Origin of the sequence: Falsiroseomonas algicola, assembly GCF_011040385.1 — a bacterium.
Lineage (GTDB): Bacteria > Pseudomonadota > Alphaproteobacteria > Acetobacterales > Acetobacteraceae > Falsiroseomonas > Falsiroseomonas algicola.
This window is the reverse complement of sequence record NZ_JAAIKB010000010.1, coordinates 85909-109523: the sequence shown is the minus strand read 5'-3', so window position 1 is coordinate 109523 and position 23615 is coordinate 85909. Positions and strand designations below refer to the sequence as shown.

Here is a 23615-nt window from a genome sequence, read left to right as displayed (position 1 = left end):
TAGGACAGAGCATGCTCCAGCACCCCCCCGCCGAGCCCGGCATGCGCGAGGAGGATATCGACACCCCCGCGCTGGTGCTCGACCTCGACGCCTTCGAACACAACCTCGACACCATGGCGGCACTACTGGCCCCGACCGGCACGAAGCTGCGCGCGCATGCCAAGACGCACAAATCGCCGGTGGTGGCGCTTGCCCAGATGAAGCGCGGCGCCGTCGGGCAATGCGTGCAGAAGGTGGCGGAGGCCGAGGCGCTGGCCTGGGGCGGCGTGCCCGACATCCTGGTCAGCAACGAGGTGATCGCGCCGCGCAAGCTGGCGCGCCTGGCCGCGCTGTCCGGCATCGCCAAGGTCGCTGTCTGCGCCGATGACCTGGCGGGCATCGCCGCCATCGAATCCGCGGCGGAGCATGCCGGTATCCGGATGACCGTGCTGGTCGAGATCGATTGCGGCGCCGGCCGCTGCGGCGTGGAGCCGGGGCCGCAGGCGGTGGCGCTGGCAGAGCGGATCGCGGCCAGCCCGCACCTCATCTTCGGCGGGCTGCAATCCTACCACGGCAATGCCCAGCACCGCCGCACGCCGGACCAGCGCCGCGATGCCATCGCCCATGCGGCGGAAGGCACGCGCCGCACGGTGGAGCAGCTGCGCCAGCGCGGCCTTTCCTGCGCCATCATCGGCGGCGCCGGCACCGGCACCTTCCAGCATGAGGCCGCGTCGGGCATCTGGAACGAGATCCAGGCGGGCTCCTACGCCTTCATGGATGCGGATTATGGGCGGAACGAGGACCCGCCGCCCTTCCGCCATTCCCTCTTCGTGCTCTCGCAGGTGATGAGCGCGCCGCGGGAGGGCTTCGCGGTGCTGGATGCCGGCCACAAGGCCGTCGCGGTGGATAGCGGCCTGCCGCTGGTCCATGGGCGGCCGGGGCTTGCCTATACCGGCGCGTCCGACGAGCACGGGAACATCAGGGCGGAGGACCCGGCGCTGGCGCCGAAGCTGGGCGAGAAGCTGCGGCTGATCCCGGGCCATTGCGACCCGACGGTCGATCGCTATGACTGGTATGTCGGCGTGCGCAAGGGCCGGGTGGAATGCCTCTGGCCGATCGCGGCACGGGGGGGAATGGCCTAGGCGCCTCTGGTGGATTATGCCCGGCGTCCTGCAATCCGGGCGTGTGCATGCTGAAGCTGGCATTCCTTCTCATCGGCCCGGCCTCTTTTCGCGGGCATTGGCATGGCATCGCGGCGCTTGGTGTCGGGCTGATGGTGCTGGCGGCGCTGGTGGTAACGGATGTCGTGCCAGCCATCTCCGCCATCACCTACCACGCGCTGGGCCTTGCTTTCGCCGTCTACGGTGCGCTGGCACTGGCGGCGGCCGCGGTGGCGCGACGCGGGGCGCTGGCCTGCCTGGCGCCGGCGGCCTCAATGCTGGCCGGGCTCGCGGTCCTGCTGGCGCCGATCGAAAGCGACTTGGCACTCGGCCTGTTCTACGCTGTGCTGCTGCTGGTGGATGGCGTCGGCCGGATCGTGCCGGCGATGGTCGGTCGCTATGTAGGCTGGCGCATCCATGTCGCGGTGGCTGTGGGTGAGTTCGTCCTGGCGCTGCTGCTGATCGCCGGGTGGCCCATCCCGCGCACCCACGCCGTGCATTTCTGCGTCGGCGTCTTCATCGGTGGCGCGGGGTGGCTGCTGCTGCGCCTCGGCGTGATGCTGCGCACGCTGGAGGAGGAGGTCGCGATCCTCATGCTGCCGCTCTTCGCCGGGCGCGGCTGGTACGAGCACGCGCCGATCCTGGTGGAGGACGATGCCGGCGCGCGACGGCAGGCGGAGCCGATCCTGGTCCGCGTCTGGACGCCGCGAGGATGCGCCAACATCACCGACCGCCTGCCGATCCTCGACCGCTACATCGGCGCCGTGGACCGGGACGGCAGCATCTCGACCGGCCATTCCTCGATGGAGGTCGCGCCGGATGTCTATATAAGCCACTACCCCAGGCAGGAGATGACGCGGTCCAGCAACCACTTCCTGCATGCGCTGCGCGGGTCGAAGGAGAATGACGCGCCGGGCCTGTTCCAGCCAAGCTACGCGGCGGAGGTGGCGCAATGGGTGGAGGCGGACCGGGAGGTGCGTTTCCACACCTACAATGCCCGCCGGCTGCGCGCTTTCTGGATCGGCTACCGGCAGGACAGCACCTACAACGTCGTCAACCGCAACTGCTCCACGGTGATCGCCGGCGCGCTGGATGCGGCGCTGGAGGGCGTGCTGGCGACGGACCGGCCCTGGCAGCGGCTGCTGGCCCTGCTGGTCAACCCGGATATGTGGCTGGCGGGGCTGATGCGGTTGCGCGCCGACAGCGCCACCTGGACCCCGGGCTTCCTGCTTGACTATGCGGTGCCGCTGGCGCGGATCGTGGACCGCCCGGACCTGTCCTGGCACCACCGCTTCACCTGGTTCCTCGCCCGCTTCCGCCGCCCGGAGGAAACGGGCGCGGATTGAGGGTCAGGCCGGCTTCCGGATGCGATACAGCCCGACATCGATGGCGCCGGTCCGGAAGCCGCCCTCGCAATACGCCAGGTAGTAGCGCCAGAGCCGCTGGAAGCGGTCATCCAGCCCCATGGCGCCGATTTGTGGCTGCACCGCCTGGAACCGCGCATGCCATTCGCCGAGCGTGCGGGCGTAGCTCTCCCCGAAGCACTCCTCCTGCTCCAGCACCAGGCCGGCCGCTGCCAGATGGGCGCGCAGCACGGAGGGGGAGGGGAGCATGCCGCCCGGGAAGATGTGGGTCTGGATGAAGTCGGCGCCGTGGCGATACGCCTCGAACCGTTCCTCCGCGATGGTGATGACTTGCAGCACCGCGAGGCCGCCCGGCACCAGCCGGTCCCGCACCGCCTGGAAGAAGGCCGGCCAATAAGCCTCCCCCACCGCCTCGAACATTTCGATGGAGATGATCCGGTCGAAGCTGCCGGTGACGTCGCGGTAGTCCTGCAAGGCCAGGTCGGCGCGTGGCGCCAGGCCCGCCGCGGAAAGCCTTGCGGTCGCATGGGAGAGTTGGCGGGGGGAGAGGGTGATGCCGGTGAGCGTGGCGTCGCTCGTCGTCAGCAGCCGATCCGCCAGCCCGCCCCAGCCGATACCGATCTCCAGCACGCGCTCTCCGCCGCGCAGGTCCAGCAGCTCGATCGCCCGGTCCTGCTTGGCGGTCTGCGCTTCCTCCAGCGTCGCGCCGGGGCGGCGATAGAGGGCGGAGGAATAGGTCATGCCCGGGTCGAGCCAAGCGGCGAAGAACTCGTTCCCCAGGTCGTAATGCGCGATGATGTTGCGGCGGCTGCCGGCCCGCGTATTGGCACGCAGCCGGTGCCGCAGCCTGTTCCAAAGCCGCGCAAGGCGGGATCCCACCACAAGCGGATCGATCGTCGCGCCGTTCACGCAGGCCAGCGCCACCACCGTGGCGGGGTCGGGGCTGGACCAGTCGCCATCGCCGAAGGCCTCCGCGAAGGCGACGTCGCCACCGAAGGCCAGCCGGCGGACGGCGCGCCAGCGATGCAGGACGATGGTGGCGTCGGGGCCGGGGTTGGGTGCCCGGTGCCGCCAGGTTGCGCCCGCCGGCGTGACGACGGTGAGGCTGCCATGGCTGAGGCGGGCGGCGATGCGGCGGAGGAGCGCGCCGCGGAAGCCGATGCGAGGCACGGCGTTTGGCGCGGTCGCGCCGTCATCCAAGGTGTGGCTCATCGCGTCTTCGTCCCGGGTATTCGTATCGGACGGATCGGGGCGGCGCCGGCAGGGCGGGCGGTCCCCCGCAGTCACTAAACCTTAACCGATGACGCATGACGCGCCAGCCCGCTGCGCGTTTCGCGCCGCGAGCTGGCCTGGCCGAGTGGGCAGCGGGTCGGAGCTGTCAGGCGCCGGTGTCAGCGGGCCTCGGCGGTGCGGATGCGGGGCGCGGCCTGCGTCGGGGTGGTCGGGATCGGCACCGCGCGGTTGGTGGTGCGGGTGACCGGCGCCGCGGCGGGACGGGTGGTCGGTCGGGTGGTTGCCGGGCGCGTGGTGGCCGCCGGCGTCGCGCGGGCGGGCTGAGTGGCACGGGCCGTGGTGGTCGTGCGGGGCGGCGTGCGGGGCGTGGCGCGCGCTGCGGTCGCGTTGCGCGTCACCGCCTGCTGGCGGGACGTCGTCGGCGCGGCGGCCCGGGCGGGGCGGGCGGCAGGCGCCGCATCCGCGCTGCGCACCACGCTGGCGGGGGCGCGGGCCATCACCGGCCGCGGTGTGATGCCCATGCTGGAAAAGGACTGGTCCAGCAGCGCGGCCATGTGCTGGTCGCGCTCCACCCAGGAGTTGCCGCCGAAGACGGCGCCGACCACCCGCTGCCCGCCGCGGCTGGCGCTGGTGACGATGTTGAAGCCGCTGTCGCGGATGTAGCCGGTCTTGATGCCGTCCACGCCCTCATACTCGCCGAGCATGCGGTTGTGGTTGCGCAGCCGCAGCCCGCGGAAGGCCGCGTGCTGCATGCCGAAGTAGTGGTAGCGATCGGGGAAGTCCTGCAGCAGGCGCCGGCCGAGCGTCGCCATGTCCCGCGCCGTGGTCACCTGGTCCGGGTCCGGCAGGCCGGAGGCGTTGCGGAAGGTGGTGCGCGTCATGCCGAGGCTGCGGGCGCGCAGCGTCATCATCTGGGCGAAGCGTTCCTCGGAGCCTCCGAGGCGTTCGCCGACCGCGGCCGCGACGTCATTCGCCGACTTGGTGACGAGCGCCATGATGGCCTGCTCGACAGTCAGGGAATTGCCGGGCGGCAGGCCGAGCTTGGAGGGGGGGCGGGAGGCCGCTTCCTCCGAGATCGGAACGGCGGAGGTGAGGGAGAGCCGGCCTTCGCGCAGCGCCTCGAACACCATGTAGAGGGTCATCATCTTGGTCAGCGAGGCCGGATGGCGGGTTTCGTCCGGGCTGGCCTGGACCAGGACATTGCCGGTCCGGTTGTCGAGCACGATGGCGGAGTAGCGGTCGCTGCCGATCTGCGCCTTTGCCGCCGGGGCAGGGCCCAGGACGGACAAGGCAAGGCCGACGAGTCCCGCGCAGGTCCCGAGCCTGAAACGCATCAGATAGTCCCCCCGGCAACACACCCCCCGTGCATCGCCGCCCGCAACAACCTACGGACGAAGGACTGCCCCTGTCCACGGGGGTGTTTGCGGAACACGGTGTAACCGCAAGGACTTAACGGATTGTTCTCCAGCGACTTCGCACCCCCTCTCGGGGTTGTGCGAAGGCGCCGGCGAACCCCGGGCATTTTTTTCAGCCATCGAAATTGCTGCACTGCAAAATTGTGCTTGCATCGGAATGCGAGCGTAGGCAGATAGGGGTCGTGCTGCATCGCAGCAAAATCCCCTGGGGCCGGGTAGCAGGCTCCCACCGCGCCGGGCGCCGGTGAACCAGCTTGAGGAAGAACCCCATGGCCACCGAGCCGAAGACCGAATCCAAGCGCGCCATCGCGCTCGTCGAGAATGCCGCGACGCAGGGCGCCGCGCAGACCAAGAAGATCATGGACAACGGCGCCACGACGGCGCGCACTGCGATGGAGAAGGGCATGGAACAGGCGACGAAGACGGCCGAGGGTTTCTTCAAGGCCGCCGAGGAGGCCGCTGAGTTCGGCCGCGGCAACATCGAGGCCTTCACCAAGGCCACGCAGACCCTGACGGTCGGCTTCCAGGACCTCGGCAAGCAGTACTTCGCCGTGTCCCAGGCCCTGACGGACCATGCGCTTGAGAGCGCGAAGGCGCTCGCCGCCGTGAAGTCCCTGAAGGAAGCCGCCGACATCCAGGCCGCCTTCGCCAAGGCTTCCCTGGAGCGCACGATGAGCGAGGCGACGAAGCTGCAGGAGGCCGCCTACCGCCTGGCCGAGCAGGCTTCCGCGCCGCTCGCCGCCCGCATGACGCTGGCGGTCGAAAAGATGGGCAAGCCCCTCGCGGCCTGATCCAACGCGGCAGGGGGGTGCCGATCGCCCCCTTGCCCTGGGTCCGGAAGGCCCGCCCGGCCGCCCGGCCTCCCCGACAGGGGAGGCGGGCAGCCGCGGCGGGCCTTTCCCGTTTCAGGGGTGGAAATCCGGGTTAAGCTAACCGAAGGCTAACCAGGGGCGGGGTCTTCTGCGGGAGAATTTCGTCAAGCCCTTCACTCCCGGCCCTCGGCTCCGATATCCTATGCGGCACGACGACCGGGGCGATCCCCCGGCAGGCAACCAAGGCAGGCATGAGCGACAGCGACAAGCGCCCAGGACAGGGCAACGGGGCGGAGGGGCCGACCACCGGCGTGGTGGTCAAGGCGCGGCCACGCACCCGCAAGCCCTCCATGTACAAGGTGCTGATGCTGAACGACGACTACACGCCGATGGAATTCGTCGTGCACGTCCTTGAGCGTTTCTTCCAGAAGAGCCGGGAGGAGGCGACGCGCATCATGCTGCACGTCCACCGCCGCGGCGTCGGCGTCTGCGGCGTCTATACCTATGAGGTCGCCGAGACCAAGGTCACCCAGGTGATGGACCTGGCACGGCAGAACCAGCACCCGCTCCAGTGCACGATCGAAAAAGAATGATCGGCACGCCGCCACCCCCTCGGCGGCGGATGGAAGCAAGGCCCGGCAAAACGGCCGGCGGGGGACTGTCGCAAGCAAGAGGGAGCGACCACATTGAGGGCAACCCGGGCCGCGGCGTTCCGTTGAACGCTGAGCCTACCCGATAGGGAGCGTCAGACCATGCTGTCCCGCAACCTCGAGCAGACGCTCCACCGCGCCCTCGGCCTCGCCAATGACCGCCGGCACGAATATGCGACTCTCGAACACCTGCTACTTGCCCTCGCCGACGATACGGACGCGGCCACCGTGCTGCGCGCCTGTGGCGTCGATAACGACAAGCTGAAGCGCGACCTGGCCGAGTTCCTGGACAAGGACCTCGCGGGCCTGGTCTCCGACCGCGCGGGCGACGCCAAGCCCACCGCGGGCTTCCAGCGCGTCGTGCAGCGCGCCGCCATCCATGTGCAGTCCTCCGGCCGGGATGAGGTGACGGGGGCCAATGTCCTTGTCGCCCTCTTCTCCGAACGGGAGAGCCATGCCGTCTACTTCCTGCAGCTGCAGGACATGACGCGGCTGGATGCGGTGAACTTCATCAGCCACGGCATCGCCAAGGCCCCCGGCCGCAGCACCAGCCGCCCCGTCCAGGGCACCCCCCAGACCCCGGAGGAGACCCCGGAGAAGGAGGAGAAGCCCCAGCGCGGCAATGCGCCGCGCGGCCAGGACGCGCTGACCAACTACTGCGTGAACCTGAACAAGAAGGCGCAGGCGGGGAAGATCGACCCGCTGATCGGCCGCGATTCCGAGATCGAGCGGACGATCCAGATCCTCTGCCGCCGGACCAAGAACAACCCGCTCTATGTCGGTGACCCCGGTGTCGGCAAGACGGCCATCGCCGAAGGCCTGGCCAAGCGGATCATCGAGGGCGACGTGCCGGAGGTGCTGGCGAAGTCCACCATCTTCGCGCTCGACATGGGCAGCCTGCTCGCTGGCACCCGCTACCGCGGCGATTTCGAGGAGCGGCTGAAGGCGGTGGTGTCGGAGCTGGAGCAGCAGCCCGGCAGCATCCTCTTCATCGACGAGATCCACACGGTGATCGGCGCTGGCGCCACCTCCGGCGGCGCGATGGATGCGTCCAACCTGCTGAAGCCGGCGCTGGCCCAGGGCACGCTGCGCTGCATCGGCAGCACGACCTACAAGGAATACCGCCAGCACTTCGAGAAGGACCGCGCTTTGGTGCGGCGCTTCCAGAAGATCGACGTCAACGAGCCGACGCTGGAGGATGCGGTCAAGATCCTCCAGGGCCTCAAGACCAACTACGAGAAGCACCACAAGGTCCGCTACACGCCGGAAGCCATCCGTGCGGCGGTGGAGCTCTCGGCCAAGTACATCCATGACCGGAAGCTGCCGGACAAGGCGATCGACGTGATCGACGAGGTCGGTGCGTCGCGCATGCTGCTGCCGGAGAACAAGCGCCGGAAGACGGTCACGCTGAAGGATGTGGAGGAGATCGTCGCCAAGATCGCCCGCATCCCGCCCAAGACCGTCTCCAACGACGACAAGGAGACGCTGCGGACGCTGGAGCGCGACCTCAAGTCGATGGTCTTCGGCCAGGACAAGGCGATCGACGCGCTCTCCGCCGCCATCAAGCTGTCCCGCGCCGGGCTGCGGGATGCGGAGAAGCCGATCGGCAACTACCTGTTCAGCGGCCCGACCGGCGTCGGTAAGACGGAAGTGGCGAAGCAGCTGTCCAAGACGCTCGGCATCGAGCTGATCCGCTTCGACATGTCCGAATACATGGAGCGCCACAGCGTCTCCCGCCTCATCGGCGCGCCGCCGGGCTATGTGGGCTTCGACCAGGGCGGCCTGCTGACGGACAGCGTGGACCAGCACCCGCATTGCGTGCTCCTGCTCGATGAGATCGAGAAGGCGCACCAGGACCTCTACAACATCCTGCTGCAGGTGATGGACCACGGGAAGCTGACGGACCACAACGGCAAGACCGTCGATTTCCGCAACGTCATCCTCATCATGACCACCAATGCCGGCGCCGCCGACATGGCGAAGCCGACCATCGGCTTCGAGCGCACGCAGCGCTTGGGCGAGGATGAGGAGGCGATCAAGCGGATGTTCACGCCGGAATTCCGCAACCGCCTCGACGCCGTCATCCCCTTCTCAGGCCTGACGCCGGAGATCGTGGCGCGGGTCGTGGACAAGTTCGTCATGCAGCTGGAGGCGCAGCTCGCCGACCGCAACGTGACGATCGAGCTGTCCAGCGCCGCTCGCGAATGGCTGGCCGAGCGGGGCTACGAGCCGCTCTACGGCGCGCGGCCGCTGGCCCGCGTCATCCAGGAAGTGGTGAAGAAGCCGCTGGCCGAGGAACTGCTCTTCGGCCGCCTGGTGAAGGGTGGCGCGGTGAAGGTCGGCCTGAAGGACGGCGCGCTGGTCTTCGACTATGTCGAGGCCGCGCCCCCCGCCCTGCCGAAGCCGGAGGACAGCGGCGACGGCGAGGCGGAGAAGGAGCCGGAGACGGCCGAATAGATTCTTCGGGCTGCCGCGGTCATAGTTGCGAAGGCGTCTCCCGGGTGGCCGGGAGGCGCCTTTTGCGTGTGTGGGAGAGAGCGATGACCACCGATACCCGGATCACGGACTGGGACGAGTACAGCGGCGCGCTGCGCGAGCGCGGCAAGGAGTTGGGACAGCTGCATCCCGAACTGATGAAGGGCTTCGGCGCGCTGAGCCGTGGTGCCTCCACGACGAAGCACATCGATGCCAAGACGCGGGAATTCATCGCGCTGGCCGTCGCCGTCACCACCCGCTGCCAGGGCTGCATCGACGCCCATGCGCGCAAGGCCAAGGCGGCGGGCGCGACGAAGGAGGAAATCGCGGAGGCGCTCGGCGTTGCCGTGGCGCTGAACGCCGGCGCGGCGCTGACCTATTCGATGCATGTGCTGGATGCGATGGACGGGGCGGGGCAGGGCTGACCCTGCCTGTGCTAGGATGAGGGCGCCATGCCGACCATCCAGGATATCGACCGGGCGGAGGCCGCCCACCTCGCCGCCGCCCGGGCGCCGCTGATCGCGGCGCTGACGGCCGCCGCGCAGGGCAGGCCCTGGCACTACATCCTGTTCGGATCACTGGCCCGTGGCACGGCGCGGCGGGGGAGCGACGCGGATATCGCCATCGTCGGCGCGGGGAGGGACTGGGCGGCGGCGGAGAGCGCGGCCCACGAGGCCTGCCGCGCGCTGAAGGTCCGGGGCGATGTGATGCTGTGGGAGGATCTGGCGGAGGTCGTCCGCGCCGCAGCCGAGGTTGAGGGAGTCCGCTGTGGCTGATTCCCGCTGGTTTCCTCTGGAAGCCTATTGCGACATGATCATCGCCGACCTCGACCTGGCCATCGAGACCTGGGAGGCGCATGCCCGCATGGCTCCGGGGCGCGCGGCACTGATCCAGCAGAAGGCCTTCCAGAAGAGCCTGCAGGACGCCTATTCGACCTTCGAACAGGCATCGATCTATATCCTCGGCCTTGCGGCCGAACCCCGCCCAACCGGCGAACACTGGCATGAGCATCTGCTCCAGATGATCCGCCGCACGAGTGACCACCGGCCGGCCTTCGCACCGGAGCTTGCAGGCGCGCTCCGCGAATTGCGGCTCTTCCGGCATCGAGCGATGCATTCCTACGCAGAGTTCGACATGGATCGCGCTGCCCCCGCCGTGCAGGCCGCCCGCCGCCTGATCGCCGAACTTCCCGCAGCCTTCGAGGCCTTCGGCCGTGATTTCGGCCTGCTGCCGCCTCAGCCCGGCGCCTGAAGAAACCCCACCACCGTCTCGAACACCGGCGCGTGCGCCAACCCCAGCGCCCGCACCGGCGCTGCCATGGCGGAGAGCACGCCGACATGCTCGACGCCGGGATAGACCTGCAGCGTCACTGGCCGTCCAGCCGCGCGCAGGTCGCGCGCCAGGTCCAGCGAGTGGAAGGGCCCCACCACCCGGTCATCCGCCCCGTGCAGCAGCAGCAGCGGCGGCGCGCCGGCCAGGTCCTCCGCCCGCGCCACCGCCGCGATCCTTCCGCCGGGGGCATTGGCGAAGATGCTGATGGTCGGCTCCTCATCCGGCTGCCAGGCGATCGGGGCGGCCAGCAGCACGCCGCCGGCCAGCGCGGCGCGCGATGATCCCGCCGCCGAAAGCCAGCGCGGATCGAGCGCGAGCGCGGCCGCGATGAAGCCGCCGGCGGAGTGGCCCATGACGAAAAGCGGCTGCGCCGGCATCTCCGCCCGCAGCCAGGCGACGGCGCGCGCGCCATCCTCCACGAAATCGGGCCAGCGCCCCTCGGGGAACAGCCGGTAATCCGGCACCGCCACGGCGATGCCCGCTGTGGCCAGCGTCCGTGCCAGGAAGGCGTAGTCGCCACGCCCGCCGCTGGTCCAGCCGCCGCCATGGAAGAAGGCGACCAGCGGTGTCCGCGCCGTCACCGTCGCGGGCAGCACCAGGTCCAGCCGGTGGCGGGGCAGGGGGCCATAGGCCAGGCCCTCCCGCGTGGTCGTCCCGCCGCGCGGCGTCAGCGCCCCCGCGATCCGCGCCGGAGAACAGGCGGCGGCCAGCAGCGGCAGCCCCAGCCAGGCGCGCCGCGCCATCAGGGGCCGAGATCCTCCCGCGCTTGCGCCAGCGCCGCCCGCTGCGCCTCCGTCACCGCGGGGTAGTGCAGGCCGAGGCCCTCCATCGCCCGGCCGATCGCGGCCGCGACGACCAGGCGGGTGAACCACTTGTGGTCCGCCGGCACGACGTACCACGGCGCCGCCTTGGTCGCGGTGGCGCGGATCGCCTCCTCATAGGCGTCCTGGTAGGAATCCCAGTGCTGTCGCTCCTGCACGTCCGCCGCGCTGAACTTCCAGTTCTTCTCCGGCTCCTCGATGCGGGACAGGAAGCGGCGCTTCTGCTCCTCCTGGCTCACGTTGAGGAAGAACTTCAACACCACCGTGCCCTGCCGGCCGAGATAGCGCTCATAGGCCGCGATATCCTCCAGCCGCTCATCCCAGATGTGCTTTCCGACAAGGCGTGCCGGCAGCTTCTGGTGTTCGAGGATGGTGGGGTGGACGCGCGCCACCAGCACTTCCTCGTACCAGCTGCGGTTATGGATGCCGATCTGGCCGCGCGACGGCAGCGCGATGGAATGCCGCCAGAGGAAGTCGTGGTCGAGCTCCGTCGAGGTCGGCGCCTTGAAGGACACCACGTGGCAGCCCTGCGGGTTGACGCCGGAGAAGACGTGCTTGATGGCGCCGTCCTTCCCCGCCGCATCCATGGCCTGGAAGATGCAGAGCACGGACCAGCGATCCTGCGCGTAGAGCATGTCCTGGTGGGCCGACAGCGCCTCCACCCCCTGCTTCAGCAGCGCCGTCGCTTCATCCTTCTTCAGGTCGAGGCCGCCGGTATCGGCGGGGTCGTGGTCCTTCAGCCGGAACTTGCCGCCTTCCACCCGGTAGCGGGACAGCAGCTTCTCGATCCGCTTTTCCACGCAAATCCTCCGTTCAGCCGCGGCGACCCGGCAGCAGCATCCAGCCCATGGTCAGCACCTGCAACGCCAGCGTCATGCCGAGCGCCCAGCCGTAACCGGCAGGGTCCCAACCGCCGGTCGCAACGCGCGGCCAGAGGTCCAGGATCCACCCGATGGCATTCTGCAGCACGAAGACAAGGCCGAGCATGGAGGCGTTGATGGCGGTGGCGACGCGCCCCGCCAGTTCCGGCCCGAAGCGCTGCCCGATGGCGGCATAGCCGGAAGGCCCGGCCGCGGCGCACAGCGCGAAGGTGAACCAGAGCAGGCCGAGCGGAATGGGGCCGCGAAAGGGCAGCCAGATCAGCAGCACCTGCACCACCGCGATGATGCCCATGGCCACCAGCGGCACCAGCATCGGCCCCGCGCCACGGCGCTGCAGGAAGGAGGCCGCCTGGCCGGTCCCGGCGCTGCCCACCATCAGCCCCGCGGCATAGGCGAGCAGCAGGGATGCCCGCGCCGCGTCATCCATCAGCGCCACGTCCCGCAGCCAGGGCCCGGCCCAGAGACCCTGGTAGGTGAAGTTGAGGGCAGACAGCACCGCCACCGCCGGCGCGAAGCGCAGGAAGGCGGGGTGGACGAAGATCTTGCCGAACTCCGCGATCTCCTGCGCGAAGCTGCGCCGCGGCGGCGGTGGCGCGCCGGGCCCGCGATCCGGCACGCTGGACCAGATCCAGGCCGCGACGCCGACGGCCAGCAGCGCCAGCACCACGAAGACGCCGCGCCAGCCGATGACGGGCACCATCCAGGCGACGGGGACGGTGGCGGCCACGCTGCCGCAGGCGCCGACGAAGACGCCGAGCCCCGTCATCCCCGCCACCCGGTCGCGCGGGTACCATTGGGTGTTCACCTTGAGCATGGCGATCAGCCCGGCCGAGACACCGAAGCCCGTCACCGCGCGCCCGACCGCCAGCCAGACCGGCCCGGGAGACAGCGCGCAGATCACGAAGCCAAGGCCTGCGATCGCCCCCAGCACCGTCTGCACACGGCGCGATCCCCAGAGGTCGATGGCCAGCCCGATCGGCAACTGCGCCAGGCCGTAGCTCGCGAAGAACAACGCCGCCAGCAGGCCGAGCTCACTGGCGCTGAGCCCGAATTCCAGCGCCAGCAGCGGCCCCACCGTCGCGATCATCGTTCGCGAGGCCTGGTTGACGAAGTTCAGCCCGGCGAGCGGGAGGGTGAGCCGGGCGAATTGGCGCATGCCGGCATGGTGGCACGGCTTCGGTTGCTACGGCAGCCGCATCCGCACGGAGACCGGGCAATGGTCCGACAATCTCTCCCGGTAGCTCCGGTCGCGCTCCGCATAGGCCAGGACGGAGAGGCTGCGCGGCACCAGCCAGTCCCGCGCCGGGCCGCCCAGCAGCAGGTGGCTGATGAAGGGGCGCCCGCCGCGCGGATCCGCCCAGCAGGGGGAGGACAGGCCCTCGGTCGGGCGTGCCACTGGCGCCGCTTCCTCGACGATGCGGAGGAAGTCGTCATTGCCGCCCATGCGGCGGTTGAAGTCTCCGAGGATGGCGAAGGCGATCCCCTCCCGCCGCCGCGCCTCCGCCCAGCGGGCGATGATCTCGGCCTGGCGCTGCAACCCCTGGCAGTCGCGGGAGGCATTGGCGCCGAAGGGATCCTCCCGGCAGCCGGCGTCGAGATGCACCGAGAGCAGCCGGAGGCGCGCGCCGGATGGTGCCTCCACGATGATGTCCGCGCCCCGCCGCAGGCTGCGCCGCGCGCCGGCGCGGAGGTCGAGCGCCGCAAGGTCGCGCTGCGGGATGACGCGCAGCGTCCGCCGCACCGCGAAGCCGGGGCGCTGGATGTCGTCCTCATCGGTCAGGTGGATGGCGTAGGTGGCGGGGTCGAAGACGCGGGCGGCGGCCTGTTCGCCATCAATCTCCTGCAATGCGATCACATCGGCGGCCAGGCGCTGGGCGTAGCCGCGCAGCAGTGTCCAGTCGCCCGGTTCGCGCGCCCGCAGGTCACGCGGCAGGTCCGGATGCCCGGCCTGTTTCAGCGTCAGCCAGGCGATGTTCCAGGTGGCAAGCTTGATCTCCGTCTGTGCCGCCGCGGGGGTGGCGAGGAGGAGCAGGGCGAGGAGCAGGGCGCGCATGCGCGTGGCTATAGCAGCAGGGCAGGGGCCTCGTCCCGCACGGGCGCGTCAGCGGTCAGGGGCACGGCGCCGCAGGCCTCGAGGAAATCGGCGATGGCGTCGTAGGTCGCGGCATCGCGCGTCGGGTCATGGAAGGGCGTGCCGCGCGCGCTGCCGCGCGGCACCCAGATTACCGTCTCGTAGCGGGCGCGGGTCAGCAGCACGCGGTAGGTGTTGCGGACGAAGTCGAATTCCTTGAGGTCGCGCTGCCAGGCCGCGCCGACGAAGCGCCGCGCCTGCCATTCGCCCGCCTGCCGGATGAAATCGCCGCCCCAGGCGAGGCCCGCGACATCCAACTCCAGACCCTGGCAGTCATATTCCGTCGCGATCGTCTCCAGCGCGTCGGAGGCGCGGATGTCCGGCCAGCGGCGGAGAAACCAGTCGGCCACATCCTCCACCTGCACGCCGAGCCCCTCCGCCCGCAGCCGCTTGGCACCGGCCGCGGCGAGAAGCCCGGCGCGGCGCTGGCCGCGTGCAAGGCGGCGCAGCGCGGCGCGCATGGCATCGAGGTCGCGTGTCAGCAGGAAGGGCAGCGCCTCGCAGCCCGCCGCGATGTCGCGCGCCTCCGCCACGGCGCCGCGCAGCACGGCATCCACCCAGGCGGCGCCGGCGCTTTCGCGCACGCTCCGGATGGGCGTCGCCAGGTCGAGCGCTGGCTCGATCCGCAGCCACGGCGCGCCGGGGTCGGCCAGGCGCTGCGCGGGCTCCTCCGCCTTGATGGCGCGCGGCGCGGCGAGTGCGCGCCAGCGCGCATCGGCGGCGATGACGCGGCCCCATTCCTGCAGCCCTGCCTCGCCGGTGTTGATCTCCTGCCCATTGCCGATGAGCGCGACCACCACCGCCCAGCCTTCGTGCCGGCCCATGATGTCGAGCGTGTGCGCGGGTTCGCTCATCGTCAGAGTCGAGGGCCTGTTGCGTGTGCCCAGCACCGCCTTCGCCTCGTTCCAGGCGCGCTGCGCCTCGTCGAAGACGATCAGGCGCTCGGGCGGCGGCGCGGCCAGGCCGGGCCGGGCGTTGTCTTCCAGGAAGCGGTGCACATTCTGCAGCGCGGCCTTCACGCGGCGCTCCGCCTCCGGCCGCTTGCACTCGCCACGCGCCACCGCATCCCGCGCGAGCGCCGCGCGCAGCACGGTGACCAGCGGTGCATTGCCGGTCAGGAAGGCGGCTCCCTCGATCCGCGCTTCGCCGAAGATGGCGTTGAGGCCGCAGAGAGTCTTGCCCGCGCCAGGGATGCCGGTGACGAAGACGACGAGCTTCGCGCCATCCCGTCGCGCTTCCGCCACGGCGTCGCGGATCGCCTGTGCGGTGCGCGTCAGGTTGGCGGCATCGGCGCGTGCCGTGGCGATCTCCTGCACCCCGTTCCGGGCGTAGAGTAGCGTCGCCGCCTCCACGATGGTCGGCACCGGGCGATAGGGCGCATCGAGCCAGGCCGGGCCATCCAGGCGCCGGGCTGGTTCCGGTGCAGCCGACTGCACCCAGCGCAGAAGCGCGCCGAGCCCGGCACTGCCGCAGGCGATGGGCTGCGTCACGCCATGCCAGATCAGCGGCGGCTGCGCCGGCGGCACGAAGCCGCCCGCACCCGCGACCAGCACCGGCACGATGGGGTGGGTGCGGCTGCCGGCGTGGAAGTCGCGCAGGTCCAGCGCGTAATCCTCCGCTTCCGCCAGCGTGGCGTTGGTGGCCGCGGCAGTCTTGAACTCCAGCGCGATGATGGCGCGGTCGGTCAGCATGACGGCGTCGATGCGCTTCTCCAGCCGCAACAGGTCGTATTCCATCGCGATGGTCCAGGCCTCGCCGCCGGCTTCCGAGATCGCCGCGGCCAGAGCGCGTATCTGTCCCTGCCAGGCGTAGTCCTGGTCGATGCTGCCGGCATGGCCGCGGGATTGCTGCGCTGCCGCCAGGCGGCCGATGGTGTCCTGCGGGTCGCGCGCCAGCAATTCTGCGCCGGTGCAGGCGAACCACGCCCTCACGTGCTCAGGCAGGCCGCGTTCAGCATCCCCACCGCGATCGCCACCGCCGCCTTCAGGATGGACCCCGCGCTGTCCCCTTTCTCCATCGCCGCGCGCCAGCCGCTGCCGAGCAGCTTAGCCACCGCGAAGAAGGTCAGCAGCTGCACCAGCAGCGCCACCACGGCCCAGACCGCGGCATCCAGGATGTTGACGGAATGCGCGAAGGCGCTGGCGATGGGCAGCGCGAAGCCGATGATGGCGCCCGCCAGGGCGATCGCTGCGCCCGAATTGCCGGCGCGGATCAGCGCCATCTCGTCATGCGGCGTGACGCGCAGATAGGTCGTCAGCGCGAAGGCCAGCAGCGCGATGGCGACGAGGAAGTGGATCAGGAAGCCGGGCAGGGTGGCGAGGCTGGTCACGATGGGTTCTCCCCCTGGAAGAGGTGCGGCACGAAGCGGCTGGTGTCGCGCGTCACCGGCGTCGCGTCTTCCCGGATGCCGATGCCGCAGGCGCGGCCGCCGATGATCCAGGACCCGATCACGGGATAGCGGCCATCGAAGCAGGGCAACTCCGCATATTCCTGCCAGACCCGCGGTTGCGCGGCATAGGGGCCGGGGGTCTCGATCCCCGGGGCGACGATGTTGGCACCCTCCCGCCCCCAGAAAGGCTTCGAGATCTCCGGCCCGCCCGTCTTCCCGGATTCGAGAAAGGCGGGCAGCAGGTTCGGATGGTCCGGGAAGAGGTACCAGAGCAGCGAAAGGAAGGCCTTGGAGGCCGGGATGAGGCGCCAGCAGGGCTCGATCCAACGCGTCGGCGCGGTGGCGATGTTGGCCGCGAAAGGCTCCGCCAGCAGCCAGTCCCAGGGGTAGAGCTTGAAGATCGCGCTGATCTCCCGCTCCTCCATGTCCCGGAAGCGGCCGCGGCCCCAGCCGATCTCGTCCATGAAGAGGAAGGGCGCCTCGATCCCCGCCTGGATGGCGGTGTCGCGGAGGTAGTCGATGGTGCCGCGATCCTCCGCATGGTCGCGCACGCAGGCGAAGTGGACGCGGGCGGGCAGCTTCATGGTCGGCCAGGTGGCGATCAGCGCCTCATGGATGGAATTGAACTGGTCGGCGGGCCGCGCTTCGCCCTCGCTGAGGCATTGCAGCCATTCCCACTGGATGACGCCGGCCTCGAACAGCGCGGTCGGCGTATCGGCGTTGTATTCCAGGAGCTTCGGCGCGCCCGTGCCGTCCCAGCGCAGGTCGAAGCGGCCATAGAGGCTGGGCTCCTGCTTTTCCCAGCTTCGCGTCACCAGCGGCCAGGCGCCATCCGGGATCCCGAGCGGCCCGTTCATGCCATGCCCGACGGCATAGGCCACGGCCTCGCGGCACCGCGCGTCGATCTCGACCGTCGCGTCGTCCAGCACGTCGATCTCGCCAGCGTCGAAGCGGTAGCAGGCGGTCTCGTCCCAATAGGGCTCGCCCGCGATCTCCGCGAAGGCGAAGCCGAGCCGCGCGGCGCGTTCCCGCAGGTCGGGCCGTGCGGGCATCGCGACGCGCCGCATGCTCAGCTGCTGCTCGAGGAGGTGGAGCCCCCGAAGCCGCCGCGGGCGGAGGAGCCACCCTGGCTGGCGGCGGTCGCGGCGCCGGAGGCGGAGGAGGTCCGCCCGCTGAACCAGGAGCCGCCGTAATGCGATGAACGCGAGCGGCTCTGCTGGCAGATCTGCTCCGCATTCGGGCGCTGTTCGGCGCGCGCCCGCGCGCATTCCGCGGCGCGCGCCTCGTCATCGCCGCAGGCCGCGAGCAGGGATGTCACGCCGCCCCCCAGCAGCACCAGGCGCAGGGCTTTCGTTCGTCTCACGCGGAAAGCGTAACAGCGGCCTGGCCGGCTTGCGAAGCCCTTCCGGTCAGGCTGCGCGCCGGCGTGATGGCCAGGTTGCCAGCAGCATGCTGCCGGTCAGCAGCACGAAGCCGGCGCCGTGGGTGAGGGTGAAGACCTCGCCCAGGAAGAAGATCGCGACCAGGGCAGAGGTCGCGGGCAGGAAGGCGGTGAAGACCCCGGCGATCCCCGCCGGCGCCCGCTTCAGCCCCTGGTACCAGAGCAGCAGGCAGAGGACGGAGGCGGTCAGCGAATGGAAGACGAGCAGTCCCGCCGTCGCGGGCTCCGCCAGCGCCACCACCGCGCCGGCCACGGGGAGGCAGAAGGGCAGCAGCATCAGGGCGGAGAAGACCTGCATCCAGAGGCTGGCGGTGACCACCGGCGCATGGCCCGCCAGCCGCTTCGCCAGCAGGACATAGAGCGCTTCCCCGCAGACGCCGCCGAAGACCAGCAGATTGCCGATGAGGCTGCCATGCCCGCCGTCGCCGCCGAGCCGCGCCAGGGTGATCGCCGCCATGCCGAAGGCCGCGAGTGCGACCGCCGCCCATTGCCGAGGCGGCAGCCTCTCCCGCAGCCAGAGCGCGCTGCCGATGGCGACGACGGCAGGCAGCGTCGCCAGCACCAGTCCCGCCTCCAGCGCCGTCGTCAGCCGCAGCCCGCCCAGCAGCCCGGCATTGTAGATAACGGTGCCGAAGAAGGCCTGCAGCGCCAGGTTCCAGAGGCCGCGGCGCTCGATCGAGGGGAGCCCCTCCATCGCCTTGGCCAGCGGCCACAGCACCAGCACGGCCAGCGCGCAGCGCAGGCCCGCGATCATGGGGATGGGCAGGTCCTGCGCCAGGAGCTTGGCCACGCCCACATTGGCGCCGACCAACGCCATGGAGAGGGCGAGCTGGAAATAGGCGAGGATCACGCGGAGGGGTCTACACCGGTTCGCGGCGTTCCATGAAGACGCTCAGCGGATCGGGCGCGTAGCCCTCGAAGGCCTCGATCTCCATGAAGCCGTGGCGGCGATAGAGGGCGATCGCGGCGTGGCTGTGGATGCCGGTCTCCAGCCGCAGCAGGCCAATGCCGCGCGCGCGGGCGGCGTTCAGCACCGCGGTCAGCATGGCGGCCGCCACGCCCTGGCCGCGCGCGTCCGGCGCCGTCCACATGCGTTTCACCTCCGCCCAGTCGCCCTTCACGACGATGGCGCCGGTGCCGATGGCGCGGCCGGCGGCATCGCGTGCGACATGGAACAGCACGCCGGGCGCGCGCAGTGCGTCGAGCGGCAGGTGGTGGTTGCTCTCCGCGGGGTAGAGGCTGGCGCTGTGCGCCTCGCCTTCCTCCAGCATGGCGATGATCTCGGGCTGGGCGGGATCCTCGATGGCGATCATCGGCGGCGCGGGGCTTTCGGGGCGGTGGCGGGGCGTGTCTGCCGTGGCACGCCATGCGGCAGGCTGTCCACCGCGACCGACCGCGCGACGGCATCGGTGATGCGCCCGTCGGTATCGAAGGCCGCGCCCTCCGCTTCCAAAGCCGCGCGCTGCGGCGTGCCATCCGCGCCCGCCTTGGGCACGCCGAGCCTGCCATCCGCCGCCACCACGCGGTGCCAGGGCAGCGTCGCCTTCTCGATCTCCGACAGCATCGAGAGGATGTAGGCGACGTGGCGGGGCATGACGTCGAGATGCGCGCCGATATCGGCGAAGCTCGCGATGCGTCCGGCGGGGATGGTGGCGACGATGGCGAGCACGTCGCCCTTGATGCGGGCGTAGAAGGGCGAGCCCATCAGCCCGCCTCGCCGTCCTTCCGGAACGGCGACATCTCCGCCAGCGCCTCGATCTCCTGCATCATGGCGGGGCGTTCCTGCGCCAGGAAATCGGCGACCGCGCGACGCAGGCCGCGATGTTCGATCCAATGGGCGGAGTAGGTCGGCACGGGCAGGTAGCCGCGCTGGATCTTGTGCTCGCCCTGCGCGCCGGCCTCGACGCGCGGCAGCCTGTGCTCGATCGCGAAATCGATGGCGCGATAGTAGCAGAGCTCGAAATGCAGGAAGGGCGCATCGACCAGGCAGCCCCAGTTGCGGCCGAACAGCGCGTCCTCCCCCAGCAGGTTCAGCGCGCCGGCGACGGGCTCCCCCTCCTGCTCCGCCACCATCAGCACGACGCGGTCGCCGAGCCGTTCGCCGAGCATCGGCCAGAAGGCCTTCTTCAGGTAGGCGCTGCGGCCCCACTTCTTGTCGGAGGTGGAGAGGTAGAAGCGGTGGAAGGCGTCCCAGTGGCGGGGCGTGATCTCATGGCCCCGCAGCGTCTTGAGGACGAAGCCGGAGGCCTCGGCATCGCGGCGCTCCCGCTTGATCTGCTTCCGCTTGCGGGATGACAGCGCGGCCAGGAAGTCGTCGAAGCTGGTGTAGCCCGCATTGGTCCAATGGAACTGCGTGCCGATGCGTTGCAGCCACCCGGCCTCGCCCAGCGCCTCCCACTCCGGTGCCTGGCAGAAGGTGACGTGGATGGAGGAGAGGTCGAGCTGCCCGCAGGCCTGCACCAGCCCCTGCGCCAGCGCGGCGACGCCGGCCTCGCAGCCCGGGCGCACCAGCAGCCGCGGGCCGGGCACCGGGCTGAAGGGCGCCGCCACCTGCAGCTTCGGGTAGTAGCGCCCGCCCGCGCGTTCGAAGGCATCCGCCCAGCCATGGTCGAAGACGTATTCGCCCTGGCTGTGCATCTTCGCATACATCGGCGCGCAGGCGACGAGCCTTCCGCCCTCGTCCCGCAACGCCGCATGCTGTGGCAGCCACCCCGTTCGCCCGCCGACGCTGCCCGATTCCTCCAGTGCCAGGAGGAAGGCGTGGCTGACGAAGGGATTCGCGGAGCCCGCGCAGGCATCCCACTCCATCGCGGGGATCGCCGCGATGGAGGGATGGAGCGAGAGGTTCAGCGCGGGCGCCGTATCGGGCATGCAGGTCCAGCTTGGGTCGGCGGGCGGATGCTCAAGCCCGCCTCAGGCGATCTCGAACATCCCCTCGACCTCGACGGCCGCATCGGCCGGCAGGGAGGGCACGCCGATGGTGGTCCGCGCATGGCGCCCGGCATCGCCGAAGACGGCGACCGCGAGGTCGGAGGCGCCGTTCATCACCAGCGCATGCTGGGTGAAGTCCGGCCCCGCCGCGATGAAGCCGCCGAGCCGCACCACGCGCTTCACGCGATCGAGGTCTCCCCCGCAGGCGGCCTTCACCTGGGCGACGAGGTTGATGAAGCAGATGCGCGCCGCTTCCTGGCCCTGTTCCACGGACAGGCCCGCGCCGACCTTGCCGGTGAAGGCGACCTTGCCATCCACGAAGGGGATCTGGCCGGAGACGACCAGCAGATTCCCCACGATGTTGTAGGCGATGTAGTTCGCCACCGGCGCGGCGGGCACCGGCAGCGTGATGCCGAGCTTCGCGAGGTTGCCTTCGATCGTTCCAGCCATTGGCGCGGTCTCCCTGCTTGCCGGGCGGGAGACTGCGTCGGGCGCGCGGAAAACGCTACCCGACCAGCTTGAACTGCCGCCGCCGGGCGCGCGGCGCCGGCGATGCGGGCAGGTCCATCGGCAGCAGCGGCGCCTGTTCGGCCGCGTTGCCCGTGGCATCCGGGGCGCAATCGGCCTCCGACGGGTCGGCCAGGTCGCGGCGGCCCAGATACTCCAGCGCCAGGCGGCGGAAGGCCCAGTCCAGCACGGAGGTGGCGCGCCGGATGGCGGGGTCGCCCTCCACGGCGCCTGCGGGGCCGAAGCGGGTATAGGCGTGGGCCTCGACGAAATGGTCCAGCGCGACGCCGTTCTGCAGGCCGATGGAGACGGAATGCAGCATCGCATCCATCAGGCTGCGATAGGCGGCGCCTTCCTTCGTCAGCGCGATCGTCACCTCGGACAGCTTGCCGCTGCCATCCTCCGTCGTGCGCAGCACCACCTTGTGGCCGCCGACCGACACGCGCCAGACGGACCCGCCCGGGCGAGTCGCCAGGGCGGTGGCGCGGGCGGGCAGGGGTGCGGGCGCGCTCGCCGGCGCGGCGCTGGCCAGCGGCATGGGGGCGGGGGCGTGCAGGAAGGGGGCGATGGCCTGCGCCATGGCGGTCCAGGCCTGGTCGGAGGGGGGCGCGAGCAGGCGCTCGGCCTCCGCGCGGCCCAGGCGGAGCGCGGCGCGGGTCGGCACCTCTGCCACCCAGCCTTCGCGGTCCAGCGTCAGGCGCGTCGGCCCGCTGGCGGGCGCCAGCCCGCCCGTCTCGGCACCGAGCAGCTTTTCCACGGCATCGGGCGCCGCCAACACCACCAGCGCCTGGTGGCGCAGGCCGAGGCTTCCGGCGGCTTCGTCCAGCGCGGCGCGGGCGGCCGCGGCCAGGCCCGGCACCACGGTCTCCTCGGGCGGGGAGGGAGCGATCAGCGCCACGGGCTCCCGCGCCCCGAGTCGCTCCGCGATCCGGCCCGACTCGGCCTCCGCCGCGCCGCGCGTCAAGGCGGCGATGGCGGCCCCCACGGCGCGGGCCTCTGCCGAGTCGTAGGTCAGCCCGAGCCCGGCCAGCAGGCCGGCAAGGTCAGCAAATCCAACGGAAAGCCGCGGCGACTTGGCTTGGGTCCAGATGTCGAGCACCCGGACGCCGGTCGCGACGGCCGCGGCATAAGCGCGCGCGTCGAAGCCTCCCTCGGCATCCAGGAAGGCCGGCAGGTTGAGCACGAAGCGGCTGGCGGAACGGGTGTCCCCCCGCCAGATCGCGAGGCCCGGCGCCGCGGCGCGGGCCAGCAGCAGGCCCCGCAGCGCATGGGCGAACCTGTCCTGCTCCCCGGCATCGGCCAGGATGCCGAGCTGGCGACCGCGCGCGACGAGCGGCGCGATCCAGGATTCCGCGAGGCGGGGCAGGGCGACCGGTGCCTGGCCCGGGGCGATGGCGGCGATCGCCTCGGCCGCCTCCTCATCCCAGGAGACGGGCAGGGCGATGGCCCTGGGCTTCGAATCCGGATCCGGCGCGGCGCGCAGGCGCCACAGAGCCATTCCGTCCCAGATCGTCCCGGCCAAGCTTGTCATGCCACCAATCTAGGCACTCGGGGGGCGGGACGGAAGCCGTATGTGGTGGTGTTGCGCGGCCGGAACCGCAACATCCTGTGGACAGAATCGCAGCCCCGGGCCCGGACGCCGCGCGTTTTGCGCGCGGGCCCCCATTGTGCGAAACTGGCGCCGTCCGCACATGGCGGGCGGGCCTCCCCACGGCCGCTGCGAGGATATCCGATGTCGGTGCTGCTGCGCCTCACCTCCGCCCTGTCCAGCCGCAAGATCGGCACGGACCGCTTCGGCAATGCCTATTACGAGTCGAAGGCCGATTTTCGTGGCTATGGCCGCAAGCGCCGCTGGGTGCTGTTCAACGGCGCGGCCGAGGCCACGAAGGTGCCGCCGGAATGGCATGGCTGGCTGCACCACACCGCGCCGCAGCCGATGGCGGAGACGAAGCGCCATGCCTGGATGCTGGACCACCAGCCGAACCAGACGGGCACCGCCAATGCCTATCGCCCCGCCGGCCATGACTATGCCGGAGGCCGTCGCGCCGTGACCACGGGCGACTACGAGGCCTGGACGCCCGGGACCTGATGGCA

General features: G+C 70.7%; 25 protein-coding genes. 9 read left to right on the top strand and 16 right to left on the bottom strand.

What is annotated here, in order from left to right:
- Window positions 1–11: 11 nt before the first annotated feature.
- Together G3576_RS21890 and G3576_RS21885 are read left to right on the top strand one after the other, a co-directional pair.
- Window positions 12–1121, top strand: a complete 1110-nt coding sequence (locus tag G3576_RS21890) for a DSD1 family PLP-dependent enzyme (RefSeq protein ID WP_164696569.1) — start codon at window positions 12–14, stop codon at window positions 1119–1121.
- 47 nt (window positions 1122–1168) lie between these two features.
- Window positions 1169–2485: a protease gene (locus G3576_RS21885; RefSeq protein ID WP_164696568.1), complete on the top strand. Its 1317-nt coding sequence runs from the start codon at window positions 1169–1171 to the stop codon at window positions 2483–2485.
- A 3-nt stretch (window positions 2486–2488) separates the two neighbouring features.
- Here G3576_RS21885 and G3576_RS21880 read toward each other — a convergent pair whose 3' ends face one another.
- Together G3576_RS21880 and G3576_RS21875 are read right to left on the bottom strand one after the other, a co-directional pair.
- Complete coding sequence (locus G3576_RS21880; protein ID WP_164696567.1) at window positions 2489–3715, bottom strand: SAM-dependent methyltransferase; 1227 nt, start codon at window positions 3713–3715, stop codon at window positions 2489–2491.
- Window positions 3716–3894: 179 nt separating this feature from the next.
- Entirely contained in the window at window positions 3895–5070 is a 1176-nt protein-coding gene (locus G3576_RS21875) for a D-alanyl-D-alanine carboxypeptidase family protein (RefSeq protein WP_207622969.1), read from the bottom strand.
- Between the two features lie 350 nt (window positions 5071–5420).
- Between G3576_RS21875 and G3576_RS21870 the strand changes: the two genes are divergently transcribed.
- The 6 genes from G3576_RS21870 (at window position 5421) to G3576_RS21845 (ending at window position 10339) form a co-directional block, all read left to right on the top strand.
- Window positions 5421–5942, top strand: coding sequence for a phasin family protein (locus G3576_RS21870; RefSeq protein WP_164696566.1), 522 nt, complete (start codon window positions 5421–5423; stop codon window positions 5940–5942).
- A 272-nt stretch (window positions 5943–6214) separates the two neighbouring features.
- A complete protein-coding gene (clpS, locus tag G3576_RS21865) occupies window positions 6215–6556 on the top strand; it encodes an ATP-dependent Clp protease adapter ClpS (RefSeq protein WP_203073370.1) in 342 nt (113 codons plus the stop codon).
- A gap of 159 nt (window positions 6557–6715) precedes the next feature.
- The gene (clpA, locus tag G3576_RS21860) at window positions 6716–9070 is read left to right on the top strand and encodes an ATP-dependent Clp protease ATP-binding subunit ClpA (protein ID WP_164696565.1); all 2355 of its coding nucleotides are present in this window, start codon (window positions 6716–6718) and stop codon (window positions 9068–9070) included.
- A gap of 101 nt (window positions 9071–9171) precedes the next feature.
- A complete protein-coding gene (locus G3576_RS21855; protein WP_328729588.1) occupies window positions 9172–9513 on the top strand; it encodes a carboxymuconolactone decarboxylase family protein in 342 nt (113 codons plus the stop codon).
- Between the two features lie 27 nt (window positions 9514–9540).
- Window positions 9541–9864 (top strand): nucleotidyltransferase domain-containing protein, encoded by a 324-nt coding sequence (locus tag G3576_RS21850; protein WP_164696563.1) that lies wholly within the window; start codon window positions 9541–9543, stop codon window positions 9862–9864.
- Window positions 9857–10339, top strand: a complete 483-nt coding sequence (locus tag G3576_RS21845; protein WP_164696562.1) for a ribonuclease toxin HepT-like protein — start codon at window positions 9857–9859, stop codon at window positions 10337–10339. Before G3576_RS21850 ends, G3576_RS21845 begins: the two co-directional genes overlap by 8 nt.
- Here the strand turns inward: G3576_RS21845 and G3576_RS21840 are convergent.
- Genes G3576_RS21840 through G3576_RS21775 form a run of 14 tightly spaced genes read right to left on the bottom strand, consistent with a single transcriptional unit; the run spans window position 10324 to window position 23019 of the window.
- A complete protein-coding gene (locus G3576_RS21840) occupies window positions 10324–11163 on the bottom strand; it encodes an alpha/beta hydrolase (protein ID WP_164696561.1) in 840 nt (279 codons plus the stop codon). The genes G3576_RS21845 and G3576_RS21840 overlap by 16 nt on opposite strands.
- Window positions 11163–12041: a polyphosphate kinase 2 family protein gene (locus G3576_RS21835; RefSeq protein ID WP_164696560.1), complete on the bottom strand. Its 879-nt coding sequence runs from the start codon at window positions 12039–12041 to the stop codon at window positions 11163–11165. Before G3576_RS21835 ends, G3576_RS21840 begins: the two co-directional genes overlap by 1 nt.
- Window positions 12042–12054: 13 nt before the next feature.
- Complete coding sequence (locus G3576_RS21830; protein WP_164696559.1) at window positions 12055–13278, bottom strand: MFS transporter; 1224 nt, start codon at window positions 13276–13278, stop codon at window positions 12055–12057.
- A 27-nt stretch (window positions 13279–13305) separates the two neighbouring features.
- Window positions 13306–14175: an endonuclease/exonuclease/phosphatase family protein gene (locus G3576_RS21825; RefSeq protein WP_164696558.1), complete on the bottom strand. Its 870-nt coding sequence runs from the start codon at window positions 14173–14175 to the stop codon at window positions 13306–13308.
- Between the two features lie 8 nt (window positions 14176–14183).
- Window positions 14184–16184, bottom strand: a complete 2001-nt coding sequence (locus G3576_RS21820) for a DNA/RNA helicase domain-containing protein (protein WP_164696557.1) — start codon at window positions 16182–16184, stop codon at window positions 14184–14186.
- Window positions 16181–16582, bottom strand: a complete 402-nt coding sequence (locus tag G3576_RS21815; RefSeq protein WP_207622968.1) for a DUF350 domain-containing protein — start codon at window positions 16580–16582, stop codon at window positions 16181–16183. Before G3576_RS21815 ends, G3576_RS21820 begins: the two co-directional genes overlap by 4 nt.
- A complete protein-coding gene (locus G3576_RS21810; RefSeq protein WP_164696556.1) occupies window positions 16579–17709 on the bottom strand; it encodes a glutathionylspermidine synthase family protein in 1131 nt (376 codons plus the stop codon). The genes G3576_RS21815 and G3576_RS21810 overlap by 4 nt, the downstream gene beginning before the upstream one ends.
- 2 nt (window positions 17710–17711) lie before the next feature.
- Window positions 17712–18005 carry a hypothetical protein gene (locus G3576_RS21805; protein WP_164696555.1) on the bottom strand — a complete coding sequence of 98 codons (294 nt, stop codon included), beginning with the start codon at window positions 18003–18005 and terminating at the stop codon, window positions 17712–17714.
- Between the two features lie 46 nt (window positions 18006–18051).
- Window positions 18052–18933, bottom strand: a complete 882-nt coding sequence (locus G3576_RS32630; RefSeq protein ID WP_164696554.1) for a DMT family transporter — start codon at window positions 18931–18933, stop codon at window positions 18052–18054.
- Window positions 18934–18943: 10 nt separating this feature from the next.
- Window positions 18944–19396, bottom strand: a complete 453-nt coding sequence (locus tag G3576_RS21795; protein ID WP_164696553.1) for a GNAT family N-acetyltransferase — start codon at window positions 19394–19396, stop codon at window positions 18944–18946.
- Window positions 19393–19788: an MGMT family protein gene (locus G3576_RS21790; RefSeq protein WP_164696552.1), complete on the bottom strand. Its 396-nt coding sequence runs from the start codon at window positions 19786–19788 to the stop codon at window positions 19393–19395. The genes G3576_RS21795 and G3576_RS21790 overlap by 4 nt, the downstream gene beginning before the upstream one ends.
- Window positions 19788–20954, bottom strand: a complete 1167-nt coding sequence (locus tag G3576_RS21785; RefSeq protein ID WP_164696551.1) for a GNAT family N-acetyltransferase — start codon at window positions 20952–20954, stop codon at window positions 19788–19790. The genes G3576_RS21790 and G3576_RS21785 overlap by 1 nt, the downstream gene beginning before the upstream one ends.
- Before the next feature lie 42 nt (window positions 20955–20996).
- Window positions 20997–21464 carry a RidA family protein gene (locus G3576_RS21780; protein WP_164696550.1) on the bottom strand — a complete coding sequence of 156 codons (468 nt, stop codon included), beginning with the start codon at window positions 21462–21464 and terminating at the stop codon, window positions 20997–20999.
- A gap of 55 nt (window positions 21465–21519) precedes the next feature.
- A complete protein-coding gene (locus tag G3576_RS21775) occupies window positions 21520–23019 on the bottom strand; it encodes a TSCPD domain-containing protein (protein ID WP_164696549.1) in 1500 nt (499 codons plus the stop codon).
- A 234-nt stretch (window positions 23020–23253) separates the two neighbouring features.
- Here G3576_RS21775 and G3576_RS21770 point away from each other — a divergent pair, with 234 nt between their 5' ends.
- Window positions 23254–23610 carry an NADH:ubiquinone oxidoreductase subunit NDUFA12 gene (locus G3576_RS21770; RefSeq protein ID WP_164696548.1) on the top strand — a complete coding sequence of 119 codons (357 nt, stop codon included), beginning with the start codon at window positions 23254–23256 and terminating at the stop codon, window positions 23608–23610.
- Window positions 23611–23615 lie beyond the last annotated feature (5 nt).

What these genes read in the sequence shown, in the direction of transcription:
- G3576_RS21890 (WP_164696569.1), top strand. Translation starts at nt 12, where the DNA reads ATGCTCCAGCACCCCCCCGCCGAGCCCGGCATGCGCGAGGAGGATATC.
- G3576_RS21885 (WP_164696568.1), top strand. Translation starts at nt 1,169, where the DNA reads ATGCTGAAGCTGGCATTCCTTCTCATCGGCCCGGCCTCTTTTCGCGGG.
- G3576_RS21880 (WP_164696567.1), bottom strand. Translation starts at nt 3,715, where the DNA reads ATGAGCCACACCTTGGATGACGGCGCGACCGCGCCAAACGCCGTGCCT.
- G3576_RS21875 (WP_207622969.1), bottom strand. Translation starts at nt 5,070, where the DNA reads ATGCGTTTCAGGCTCGGGACCTGCGCGGGACTCGTCGGCCTTGCCTTG.
- G3576_RS21870 (WP_164696566.1), top strand. Translation starts at nt 5,421, where the DNA reads ATGGCCACCGAGCCGAAGACCGAATCCAAGCGCGCCATCGCGCTCGTC.
- clpS (WP_203073370.1), top strand. Translation starts at nt 6,215, where the DNA reads ATGAGCGACAGCGACAAGCGCCCAGGACAGGGCAACGGGGCGGAGGGG.
- clpA (WP_164696565.1), top strand. Translation starts at nt 6,716, where the DNA reads ATGCTGTCCCGCAACCTCGAGCAGACGCTCCACCGCGCCCTCGGCCTC.
- G3576_RS21850 (WP_164696563.1), top strand. Translation starts at nt 9,541, where the DNA reads ATGCCGACCATCCAGGATATCGACCGGGCGGAGGCCGCCCACCTCGCC.
- G3576_RS21840 (WP_164696561.1), bottom strand. Translation starts at nt 11,163, where the DNA reads ATGGCGCGGCGCGCCTGGCTGGGGCTGCCGCTGCTGGCCGCCGCCTGT.
- G3576_RS21830 (WP_164696559.1), bottom strand. Translation starts at nt 13,278, where the DNA reads ATGCGCCAATTCGCCCGGCTCACCCTCCCGCTCGCCGGGCTGAACTTC.
- G3576_RS21825 (WP_164696558.1), bottom strand. Translation starts at nt 14,175, where the DNA reads ATGCGCGCCCTGCTCCTCGCCCTGCTCCTCCTCGCCACCCCCGCGGCG.
- G3576_RS21810 (WP_164696556.1), bottom strand. Translation starts at nt 17,709, where the DNA reads ATGCGGCGCGTCGCGATGCCCGCACGGCCCGACCTGCGGGAACGCGCC.
- G3576_RS21795 (WP_164696553.1), bottom strand. Translation starts at nt 19,396, where the DNA reads ATGATCGCCATCGAGGATCCCGCCCAGCCCGAGATCATCGCCATGCTG.
- G3576_RS21790 (WP_164696552.1), bottom strand. Translation starts at nt 19,788, where the DNA reads ATGGGCTCGCCCTTCTACGCCCGCATCAAGGGCGACGTGCTCGCCATC.
- G3576_RS21785 (WP_164696551.1), bottom strand. Translation starts at nt 20,954, where the DNA reads ATGCCCGATACGGCGCCCGCGCTGAACCTCTCGCTCCATCCCTCCATC.
- G3576_RS21780 (WP_164696550.1), bottom strand. Translation starts at nt 21,464, where the DNA reads ATGGCTGGAACGATCGAAGGCAACCTCGCGAAGCTCGGCATCACGCTG.
- G3576_RS21775 (WP_164696549.1), bottom strand. Translation starts at nt 23,019, where the DNA reads ATGGCTCTGTGGCGCCTGCGCGCCGCGCCGGATCCGGATTCGAAGCCC.
- G3576_RS21770 (WP_164696548.1), top strand. Translation starts at nt 23,254, where the DNA reads ATGTCGGTGCTGCTGCGCCTCACCTCCGCCCTGTCCAGCCGCAAGATC.